Genomic DNA, 10,764 nt, shown 5'->3' on the forward strand with positions numbered 1-10,764 from the left:
AAAATACAATACTAAAAACCCTCATATCAAATACAAAAGGCATGGCCTGAAAGGCTGAAACCGCCATAAGCGCAAACGAAAAAAGCACGGCTCCTATGTAATAGCCCCTCTCGCTTGTTATGGCAAAAAGATAATTGTCCGTATTTTTTTCAATTTTTGAAATTTTTGTGATATTGTAAACGGCAAAAGCCGTTATTGCAATACTTGTAAACAGTAATAAATAATAAAGTGTCATGTCAATACCTCTGCTTTGTTTTTTCCAGTTTCTTTTGCTTTGTATAAAGCTTTGTCGGCTTTTTTGAAAAGCTCTTTTATATCTTCTTTTGAAGAAATAAAAGAACAGCTTACACCAAAACTGCACGTTACTTTTTCCACTTCCATAAAATTACTTTTTTCAATGGCATTTCTAAGGTTTTCTGCTATTTTTGCGGCGGTTGTGCAATTTTCCACGTTGTTGGGAATAATTAAAAACTCCTCCCCTCCCCATCTTATGAAATAGTCGTCTTTTCTCAGGTTTTCTTTTACTATTTCCGATAAGATCTGCAAAACGATATCCCCGGCAAGATGTCCGTACGTGTCGTTTATATGTTTAAAATCGTCAACGTCAAACAGTATGAAACAGACGTTTTTGTTGATGAGTTTGTTTGTAAGCAGATTCAGATATTTTCTGTTGTAGGTTTTTGTAAGGTCGTCGGTGTAAATTTTTTCGTTTATTTCTGATATGTTTTTAAAAGTGATGATTTTATGGGTGCTGTCCGCTTTTTTATAAGAAATTTCGTATGTTCTTTGTGTATTGCCGATTTCGACGTTTACTACTGTCGGTTTGTCATCAAAGATAATATCGGTTTTTAAAAACTCCTCCAAATCGTCAAGTGTTTTAAAATCGCCGAACTCTTTGATAAAAGCGCTGTTTTTTAATTTTATGTCATTGTCTTTGGCAAGTATTACTGCATCGTTTTGTTCTTCGAAGAGTTTTTTTAAAAGCTGAAGGTTTTCCTGGGCGTCTTTTTTGTGTTTAATTATTTCCGCCAAAAAATTCAGTTTTTGGTAAAGCTTTTTTTTATCAATGGGTTTTGTAATATATCCTTCAACACCCAAATCGATGGCTCTTTTTAAAAAATCTATATCGGTAAAGGCGGTAAGGAGTAATATGTATGCGTCGGAATTCAGTGTTTTTATGTTTTTTGTCATTTCAAGCCCGTCCATTACCGGCATTTTTATATCCGAAAGTACAATGTCCGGTTTGTATTTTTCATATAAAATGCAGCCTTCTTCACCGTTTTTTGCAATTAAAACGTTTTTAAATATTTTATTTAAAATAAGCAAAAAACTCTCTCTTACGTTTTCATCGTCTTCAACATAAAGACAGGTAAGGTTTTTCAGATAAGGATTGGGTTTGATTTTCATTTGAAACCTTTTTATGTTTCATAGTATTTTATATTATTTTCTTTCAATTTTGTCTTAAACCATTCGAAAATTTCTTTTGCATCTTTACCGGCAAATGAAATTTCACTTGTATAATCAAGTTTGGGTAAAGTTGAAAATTCAACATATACCGGTATTTTATCCATTATTTCAAGCATTTCGGACTCTTTTGCGTAAGCAATCAAGGTAAATCTTTCTTTTTTTTCCTTTTTTGGAAGAAACTTTTTAACCGCCTCTTCCGTCATAGGATGTGCCATTTGGGGAAAGCCGGGCATAAAGAAAAACTTTTCATCTATATAAAACCCGGGATAACCGTTAACGGGATTGTTTCTTAAAGGTTTGGCGTTTTTAGGCCAGTAAGCGAGCAGGTATTTTTTTGTGTTGTCTTCATTTGGAAATTTATCGTCGATTATTTTTTTAAACTCTTCGTTAAATTCCATTTTACCGTTGCTGAAAACTTCGGCGGCCGTCTGTCTTGTATAATCGTCCGGAGTGGCTCCTATACCGCCGTAACAAAAGAGCATGGATCCGGGAGTGTCTTTTATCAGTGTAAAAACATTTTTTATAAGTTTGGGTTCGTCTTTTATAACAAAAGAGGAGAAAAGTTCATATCCTCTGTTTAGAAGAATATCCCTTAAAAATTTAAAATGTTTATCCTCTCTTCTTCCGTTTAGTATTTCGGTACCGATTATAACCTGAAAGATTTTCATTAAATTCCGGCTTTTTCTTTTATAACTTGTTCCATTTCGTTTACTATTTCTTCGATTGTTCTTTCACCGTTGATTTTGATGAGTTTGCCCTGTGCGCTGTAAAAATCCTGAATATCTTTTAAAGGTTCCATAAAGACTTTCATTCTGTTGTTGAATACTTCAACGTTATCATCAGCGCCTCTTGCTCTTCCTAAAACCCTTTCCCTTGCCACATCTTCACTCACTTCTACTTCAATAACGCTTACAAGCTCGATATCCTCGCTGTTTTTAAGCATTTCATCAAGTGCTTTCATCTGCTCCACGCTTCTTGGGAAACCGTCGATTAAAACGATGTCTTTAGGCGCTTTTTCAATTGCGCTTTTTATTGTGTTGATTACAATTTCAAGAGGAACAAGATTTCCGTTGTCGATATAGCTTTTGATTGTTTTTCCGAGTTCGCTTCCGCTTGCAACTTCCGCCCTTAAAAGATCTCCCGTTGAATAGTGAACTATTTTGTCGGCATTTTTTTCGGCTATAAGTTCGGCGTCAGTAGTTTTACCGCTTCCGGGTGCTCCTATGATTAAAAACAGTTTTTTCATATTCTCTCCTTTTTATTTATTTTGAAAATTTTTTCTTTATCTTTGCCTCTTTTTTACCTTATCTCTTCCGTTTACAGAACAGGGCATTCGAATTTTTTAACATAAATTTTTTTGGTCATTCCGCGCCCTAAAGCGAGCTTTCTTCCCTCTATGTCAACTTCTATAGGGCCGAAAAGGGATTTGTTTATAACCTGTCCTATCTGACCTTTGCTTATACCGAGATCGCTTAGTCTGTGTTTAAAATTTCCGCAGGACTTGTCAAATCCCACGATTTTAAAAACATCGCCTTTTTTTAAATTTGCCAAAGTTAAATTTGTAACTTCGCTTATTTTTTTATTCATTGTCCACTTTTGGTTTTTTTACTCTTATGTGAAGTTCTTTTAGCTGGGTTTTGTCAACTTCACCCGGTGCGCCCGTTAACAGACACTGGGCTTTTTGCGTTTTAGGGAACGCTATAACGTCACGGATATTGTCCGTTTTTGTCATAAGCATAATAACCCTGTCAAGGCCGAGTGCGAATCCGCCGTGAGGAGGTGCGCCGAATTTAAGCGCGTCAAGAAGGAATCCGAATTTCTCACGAGCTTCCATTTCGTCGATTCCGAGCATTTTGAATACTTTTTCCTGAATTTCCTCTTTATGAATCCTGATGCTTCCCCCTCCGATTTCGTATCCGTTAAGAACCAAATCGTAAGCGATTGACTGAATGTTTTCGAAATTTTCCTCATCCCATGTATCCATATCGGGCATTGTAAACGGATGGTGAAGAGGGGTAGGGTTGCCGTTTTCGTCTTTTTCAAACATAGGGAAATCAACAATCCACGTAAATTTGTATTCGTTATGGTCGATTAATCCCATATCGTTTGCAATTTTCACCCTTAATCTTCCCATATAATCAAGAACGGTTTTTTTATCACCCGCACCGAAGAAAATAATATCACCGATTTCAGGTTTTAGTTTGTCAATCATTTTGTTTAAAGATTCTTCACTCATAAATTTAACAATAGGTCCCTTAAGCCCTTCTTCTTTTACCTGAATGTATGCAAGACCTTTTGCGCCGAATTTTCTAACGAAATTTTCAAGCTCTTTTAACATTTTTCTGCTGTAAAATTTATCTCCTCCCGGAACTTTTAGGGCTTTAAATCTGTTATTTTTCTTATCCTGAGCGATGGTGCTGAAAATTTCGTTGTTCGAGTCGACAAATTCGTCTATTACGTCAGCCATAGGAAGATCGAATCTCAAGTCAGGCTTGTCGCTTCCGTATTTCTCCATTGCCTCCGCGTAAGTCATTCTCGGAATCGGAAGAGACACCTCAACGCCCGCCACTTTGAACGCTTCTTTAATCATTCCTTCGATTGCCGCTATTACGTCGTCTTCTTCGACAAAACTCATCTCAACATCCACCTGTGTAAATTCGGGCTGTCTGTCGGCTCTTAAGTCTTCGTCCCTGAAACATTTTGCAATCTGGTAGTATCTGTCAAACCCGGCTACCATTAAAATCTGTTTGAAAAGCTGAGGGGACTGGGGAAGTGCGTAAAATTCGCCCGGGTGGATTCTGCTCGGAACCAGATAATCCCTTGCACCTTCAGGCGTCGATTTTGTAAGCACAGGTGTTTCTACGTCTATAAATCCGTTACTGTCAAAATAATCCCTGATTGCCTTTGTAACCTTGCTTCTTAAAATAAACGTATTAAGGCTGTTAGGATCTCTCAAATCCAAATATCTGTATTTGAGTCTCAGTTCTTCGTTTACGCTTTTGTCACCGATTTGAAAAGGTAAAACTTCGCTTTTGTTTTCAATGATAATCTCTTCGGCGACAACTTCTATTTTCCCCGTTTTAAGTTTGGGGTTTTCAAGGCCTTCGCCTCTGAGTCTTACAAGCCCGACAACTTTTAAAACATACTCGTCTTTAATTTCTTCCGCAACTTTATGGGCTTTTGTGCTGTCGGCAGGATCGGCTACAATCTGCACGATTCCGCTTTTATCCCTTAAATCGATAAAAATAACCCCACCGTGATCCCTGTGAGAATTAACCCAGCCTGTCAGTTCCACTTTCTGACCAACTAAGCTTTCATTGACTTCGGCGCAGTAGTGAGTTCTCATTAATTTCCTTTTTTAGGCGCAATTATACCAAAATGTGATATAATTTTTTCAAAGGATGAAAATGATAGAGATAATATTGTCTATTGGGGTATTTTTACTTGACGTTTTTTATTCGTATATAACTAAAAAATTAAAAATTTATCTTTTTAAACACAGAAGAAAACTTTCTTTGAGACTGTTTTATTCGAGAGTGAATAAAATAGGAATACCGTTTTTGTTGCTTGTAAATTTCAATCTGCTTCTTTACTGGCTTGAGAAAATAGATCTAAAAGCTGCGAATATAGCTTTTTACGGAAACCTGTTATTAACCGCTTGGCTGTTTTATGAAATTTTTAAGTATATAGTTTATACGATAATTTCAATTAAACTCGCTCAAAAGGCGAACGTAAGAAGGGAGCTTTTTTTACTTGTAATAAACCTTACGAAAGTTTTTTTGATTATTGTCATATTTGTTTTGGTTTTATCACATTTGGGTGTGAATTTGACGGCAATCGTAACGTCACTCGGAATAGGCGGTGTGATTGTCGGGCTTGCTGCAAAAGACACTCTTAGCAACTTTTTCGATTCGATAAGACTTGTCAGCGAAGATGCGTTTCATCAGGGTGACTGGATAGAAACGAAAGACTTTGAGGGGTTTGTAACCGAAATCGGGCTTACCGCTACGCAGATAAGAACGTTTGACAATTCGCTTATAACGATTCCGAATTCCGTTTTGGCGAATCAGTGGGTTAAAAATTGGTCAAGAAGAATTATAGGAAGACGCATAAAATTTTGGATAAAAATCAAATATACAACCGATACCGAAGAACTTAACAGGGTTATTTACGAAATCAGAACAATGCTTGAACATCATCCGCAGATAGTAACCGATCGTAAAATAGCTTCGCAGCTGAGAAAAAAAATGATGAAAAACACTCTTTTTTCCATCGAGGACAAATATGGGGTCAGAAAAACCCTGCTGGTATATCTGGATGATTTTGACGATTATTCGATGAATATTTTGGTATATGCGTTTTCCATTACCGTGGACTGGGAAGGGTGGCTTAAAGTTAAACAGGACGTGCTTTTTAAAGTGCTTGAAATTATAAAAAGCTCCAAACTCGAGCTTGCTTTCCCTACATCGGTTATTTTCTATGACGAGAGGAAGAACCTATGGAAAAACTGATTAAAAAATATATTAAAAAACAGGATGCAAAGACACTTCACTCTTTAAGAATAGAATGTAGAAGGAAGCTCTCTTTTTTACAAAAAGAGGGTTTGAGCGATAAGGGTTGCGAGACAGTTTTAAGCTCATCTTCAAAACTGAGGGATACAGATGTAATGCTTAAAATATGCAAAAACAGAAAAATAAAAAATTTTCTTAAAAAAAGAAGAAAAAAACTTAATAAAAAATTTATAAAAACGCTTAAAAAAATAGAATTTAAAGAAATACCCGCGAAAGAAAAAGGAAAAATCAATTTGTTTTCCTGCAAAAAACTTTTAAAAGAAACGTTTTTAAATAAAAACGACAAAGAACTGCACCGCTTGAGACTGAAAATAAAAGCCTGCAGATATACAAATAAAGATTATGAAAAAGAATTCAAAAAAATTCAGGATGCTCTTGGAAAAGCGCACGATTATTATAAATGCGAAAAGCTGTTAAAGAAATTTGAATTTTCACCGTTATCCGCTTATATAAAAAAACAAAAGCAGATAAAAAAAGCCGAAAAGGCGAGAAAGGAAATTCTTACTGTTCTGCCGGATTAATTCCCATTCTTTTACTTCTTTCCATTGCCTGCTGTGCAAGATATCTGTCGCCGAATTTTTCGAGATTTTCAAATTCCTGTTCAAATCCTTCGAAATGCCTCTCTTCATCTGCAATAATTGATTCAAATATCTGTTTTGTTCCTGCGTCTCTTGCCGCTGTACATTCAACCGCGAAGTCGTTATACATCTCCATCGCTTCCTCTTCGCTTTTCATCGCCCATTCGAGCATTTTGTGAGGCTCTCTTATATGTTCCACCTCATAAGCCGGTTTCATTTCAATCTCTCCGCCTAAAAACAAGATTCTTTCCGCAAACCTTTCCGTATGCAGCATTTCGTCAATCGCCGTTTTTTTAAATATCCCGGCAAGCAGGTCGTATCCCAAATCGTCCAATATAAAATGAAAATACATATACTGATGGATTGCGCTTAACTCTTCCGCAACCGCTTTATTTAGTAGTTCTATTGATTTTTTTCTGTCCATTTTCAGTCCTTTTTGTTTGTTATTTAACATTATAGCATAATATTATTAAATAATAATTTTTTTCCTCTAAATAACAAAAACTAATGTTTTATATAAATTGGTATAATTATAGAAAAAAAGGGAATAAGTGAAAGCAGGATTCGTTTTAAAGCCTACAGCAGATGAAAGCCTAAAAAATTTGTATTTTAAAATAAAGAAAATTTTTGAAAAAAAAGGTATTGAAGTATATATAGATATGGTTTCCGCCAAACTTATAGGAATACTCGGAATGGATTTTGAAAAAATGTGTGAAAGTGTTGATTTTTTGGTTTCACTCGGGGGAGACGGCACGCTTATTTCGGTAGCGAGAAGAAGCTACAGGTTCGATAAGCCTATCTTAGGAATAAATGCAGGGAAACTCGGCTTTCTTACGGATATCAATCCTGACAATATCGATGAATTTTTAAATAAGTTTTTAAAAGGAGAATACAGGGTTGACGAGAGAATGGTTATGGAAGTTGGCTATCTTAATACCAGGCTTTACGCTTTTAACGACGTGGTGATAAGCAAGGATGTTATATCTTCCATGATACACATAAACGTAGACACCAACGAATCGCATCTGAACAGGTATTACGGCGACGGGCTTATAATTTCAACTCCGACCGGAAGCACGGCTTATAATTTAAGTGCCGGCGGTCCTGTGGTATATCCTCTGACCGAAGGGTTTGTCTTAACACCTATATGCCCCCATTCCCTCACACAGAGGCCTTTGATTTTACCGAGCCATTTTGAGATTGAGCTTGAAGTGGAAAACAACAAGGCGAAATTAATTATAGACGGGCAGGAAATATTCGATATGAAAGACAAAATAAAAATTAAAAAAGCGGACAATCCCGCAAAACTAATACACAGGCTGGAAAGAAACTATTTTGAGGTTTTAAGAGAAAAACTGAACTGGGGAGATGGGAAATAATAACAATGTAAAATGGAAAATGAAAAGTGAAAAGTCGGAGGTTTTTTAATGATTGAGAGAGTGTATTTAAAAGAATATGTTACTTTTGATGAGGTTGAGCTTGAATTCAGTGAAGTAGAGCTTGAGTTTTCTAAAGGTTTAATAGTTTTTACCGGACCGAGCGGTGCCGGAAAATCGGTTTTGATGAGGGGGATTCTTTCGATTTTCGGCTATTTTGATTTGAATGCAAAATTAGGGGAAGCCGTTGTCGATAATAATATAGATATAGAAGAATACGGATTGGAAAATGATGAAATACTTATTTTTAAACAGATTAAAAAAAATAAAAACAGGTTTTTTATAAACACTCAGGCTGTGAGTAAAAAAACGGTAAGGGAAATTGCGGACAAATTTATCAATTATCTTTCGTTAAGGGAAATAAAAGAGTTTGAAAACGAAAACATACTTGAAGTTCTTGACAGAATGGTGAAAGAGAAAAATTATTATGTTAAGTTGAGTGAATATAAAAAACTTTACAATGAGTATATTTTAAAGAAAAAAGAACTTGAAAAATTAGAAAATTTGGATAAAGAAGCAAAAGAGAAAATAGAGTTTTTAAAATTCGAATTGGAAAAAATAGAACAAATCGATCCGAAAGAGGGGGAGTTTGAAGAATTAATGAATGTAAAAAAAGATTTGAGCAAAATAGAAAAAATAAAAGAAAAAATTTATGAAGTGGAAAAAATATTCGATTTTGAGCATTCGGTTTTCGAGCTTCTCGATATGAGCGGGATGGAGAGCGAATTTTTTTCAAATGCCATGAACGAACTGAGGATAGCCATTGACAGGGCTTATGAAAAAGCGGAATATTTAGAAAACGTTAATGTGGAAGAGATACTTCAGAGACTTTCGGATTTGCAGGATTTGATAAGACGGTACGGGAGTATTGAAGATTGTCTTTTATATTATAAAGAAAAGCAAAAAGAACTTGAACATCTTCAAAATCTGAGTTTTGAAAAAGAAGCCCTGCAAAAAGAAATAGAAGATTTAAAAGAAAATTTAATTGAACTTTCGGATTTTATATCCGAAAAAAGAAAAAAAACGGCACTTCATTTGAAAGAAAAACTGAATTATTACCTTTCTAAACTTTATATGCCGCAGGCGGATATTGTGTTCAGCAGAACCGAGCTTAACAGATTGGGAGCCGACAGGGTTGAAATAATAATAAACGATATCGATATAAACAATATTTCCACAGGGGAGTTTAACAGACTGAGAGTTGCGATGCTTGCAAGTAAACTCGAATATGAAGATGAGGAAAAAACCCTGTTTTTAGATGAAATAGATGCGAATTTAAGCGGGGAGGAGAGTATGAGTGTTGCGGAAGTGTTAAAATATCTTTCGGGTAAATATCAGATTTTTGCAATTTCTCACCAGCCTCAGCTTGCGAGTAAGGCGGACAAACATTTTTTGGTGGAAAAAAAAGATTCCAAAAGTTATGTAAAAGAACTTGATTTTGATGAAAGGGTGAAAGAAATTGCAAGAATAATAGGAGGAATAGAAAAATCCCAAAAAGCCGTGGAATATGCTAAAGAACTGTTAAAGGAAAAACCGTATACAAAAAACGGTTTTGGCCTCATCAAAAAAAACTGTGTAAATCCTGAAATAAGTTGCTAAAATAAAAATATTATATTAAAGAAAGAATTTATATGGAAATTTTGAATCTTTAAGAATACAAAAGAAAACTTGAATCAAGAAATCCAGTCACCGCTTAATCTGAGAAGAAGGGATAAAATCCGATATGTTTTTCCTGTAAAAAGAAGGGAGAAGTTATGAATTTACATATACAAAATAAAAAATAAATCAAGGATATTAAAATTGACAAAAGAGTTAGGAAATATATTAAAAGTCATAAATTTGCGATTTTATAAGGATTTGAGATAATTAATGGTGCGACGGGAGAACTTCAAATGCTAAATTTAATACTTCATTTTTTCTTCGTTTATTAAAAATTCTACAACTTAAAAATACCGATATTAAGGGATTTGTAAAATTATTTGACAACAAAAATGAATTTTTTATTTTTTATTGAAATTTTGAGAAATTTTGCTTCGGAGTAGGTTTTGGGGTAGGTTTTTTATTATAATTATTTATATTGAAAAACCGCACCATACTAAAAGGAATAATTATGACAATCAGAGAACTAAGAAAACTAAAATATAATGGAAAAGTGGAAAAAATAAAAGTTGCTGAGAATCTTTATGTTTATGTGCAAAAGGAAAGCAAAGTATTTAAGTTTGTAATTAAAAAAGATAAAAAGAAAATTGAAGCAACTATTGATAATATAGATAATATAACCTTGACGGAAGCAAAACAAGTCGTTCAAAAACTAAAAGCTAAAATAACGGATAAAAGTTTTAGTGAGGCAAGGGAAATTATCCGGGCTGAACTTGCTAAAAAAACAAGTAAAAAAGATAAGGAAATTATACAAAAAAAATTAAGGGATTCCGAAAAATACCTGCTTAAAAATATTATCCATGAGTATTATAACAGTGAAGACAAAAGAGACCAAGGACGAATTCGCAATTATATAATACCTGCACTCGGTGAACTGGATGTCCGCACAATGCAGCATACGGATATAATTAACAAACTATTAAAAAATATACACAATTTAAATAAAAACAACAAAAAAGCGCAAACTACAAAAAATAAAGCCGAAACAGCCAAAGAATTAATGCGTTTACTGCGTAATTTTTATAAGTTTTTGTTTTTACATTACAATATAAC

The 10,764-nt window shown here is 34.5% G+C and carries 11 protein-coding genes and 1 pseudogene; 5 read left to right on the plus strand and 7 right to left on the minus strand.

What is annotated here, in order from left to right:
- The 6 genes and pseudogenes from ACXJIE_RS08325 to aspS form a co-directional block, all read right to left on the minus strand.
- Window positions 1–235, minus strand: a pseudogene (locus tag ACXJIE_RS08325) (adenylate kinase); the annotation flags it as partial.
- Window positions 232–1,407 carry a GGDEF domain-containing response regulator gene (locus ACXJIE_RS08330; protein ID WP_456480509.1) on the minus strand — a complete coding sequence of 392 codons (1,176 nt, stop codon included), beginning with the start codon at window positions 1,405–1,407 and terminating at the stop codon, window positions 232–234. The pseudogene ACXJIE_RS08325 and the gene ACXJIE_RS08330, both read right to left, overlap by 4 nt.
- An 11-nt stretch (window positions 1,408–1,418) precedes the next feature.
- On the minus strand, window positions 1,419–2,135 hold the full coding sequence (locus ACXJIE_RS08335) for a competence/damage-inducible protein A (RefSeq protein ID WP_456480510.1): 717 nt from the start codon (window positions 2,133–2,135) through the stop codon (window positions 1,419–1,421).
- A complete protein-coding gene (locus ACXJIE_RS08340; protein WP_456480511.1) occupies window positions 2,135–2,713 on the minus strand; it encodes an adenylate kinase in 579 nt (192 codons plus the stop codon). Before ACXJIE_RS08340 ends, ACXJIE_RS08335 begins: the two co-directional genes overlap by 1 nt.
- A gap of 71 nt (window positions 2,714–2,784) precedes the next feature.
- The gene (locus ACXJIE_RS08345) at window positions 2,785–3,054 is read right to left on the minus strand and encodes a FeoA family protein (RefSeq protein WP_456480512.1); all 270 of its coding nucleotides are present in this window, start codon (window positions 3,052–3,054) and stop codon (window positions 2,785–2,787) included.
- A complete protein-coding gene (aspS, locus tag ACXJIE_RS08350) occupies window positions 3,047–4,813 on the minus strand; it encodes an aspartate--tRNA ligase (protein WP_456480513.1) in 1,767 nt (588 codons plus the stop codon). Before aspS ends, ACXJIE_RS08345 begins: the two co-directional genes overlap by 8 nt.
- 61 nt (window positions 4,814–4,874) lie before the next feature.
- On the opposite strand from aspS, the gene ACXJIE_RS08355 reads away from it, so the two are divergent.
- The gene (locus ACXJIE_RS08355) at window positions 4,875–5,978 is read left to right on the plus strand and encodes a mechanosensitive ion channel family protein (protein ID WP_456480514.1); all 1,104 of its coding nucleotides are present in this window, start codon (window positions 4,875–4,877) and stop codon (window positions 5,976–5,978) included.
- Window positions 5,966–6,559, plus strand: coding sequence for a CHAD domain-containing protein (locus ACXJIE_RS08360; protein ID WP_456480515.1), 594 nt, complete (start codon window positions 5,966–5,968; stop codon window positions 6,557–6,559). The genes ACXJIE_RS08355 and ACXJIE_RS08360 overlap by 13 nt, the downstream gene beginning before the upstream one ends.
- Here ACXJIE_RS08360 and ACXJIE_RS08365 read toward each other — a convergent pair.
- Window positions 6,540–7,040 (minus strand): bacterioferritin, encoded by a 501-nt coding sequence (locus ACXJIE_RS08365; RefSeq protein ID WP_456480516.1) that lies wholly within the window; start codon window positions 7,038–7,040, stop codon window positions 6,540–6,542. The genes ACXJIE_RS08360 and ACXJIE_RS08365 overlap by 20 nt on opposite strands.
- Window positions 7,041–7,167: 127 nt before the next feature.
- Between ACXJIE_RS08365 and ACXJIE_RS08370 the strand changes: the two genes are divergently transcribed.
- From ACXJIE_RS08370 to ACXJIE_RS08380, 3 genes are all read left to right on the plus strand, one after another.
- The gene (locus ACXJIE_RS08370) at window positions 7,168–7,995 is read left to right on the plus strand and encodes an NAD(+)/NADH kinase (RefSeq protein WP_456480517.1); all 828 of its coding nucleotides are present in this window, start codon (window positions 7,168–7,170) and stop codon (window positions 7,993–7,995) included.
- 48 nt (window positions 7,996–8,043) lie between these two features.
- Window positions 8,044–9,651 carry an AAA family ATPase gene (locus ACXJIE_RS08375; RefSeq protein ID WP_456480518.1) on the plus strand — a complete coding sequence of 536 codons (1,608 nt, stop codon included), beginning with the start codon at window positions 8,044–8,046 and terminating at the stop codon, window positions 9,649–9,651.
- A gap of 511 nt (window positions 9,652–10,162) precedes the next feature.
- Window positions 10,163–10,764, plus strand: a 602-nt coding sequence (locus ACXJIE_RS08380; protein WP_456480519.1) for a hypothetical protein, incomplete at its 3' end; no start/stop codon positions are given.

The sequence above is a fragment of the Nautilia sp. genome, assembly GCF_053994455.1.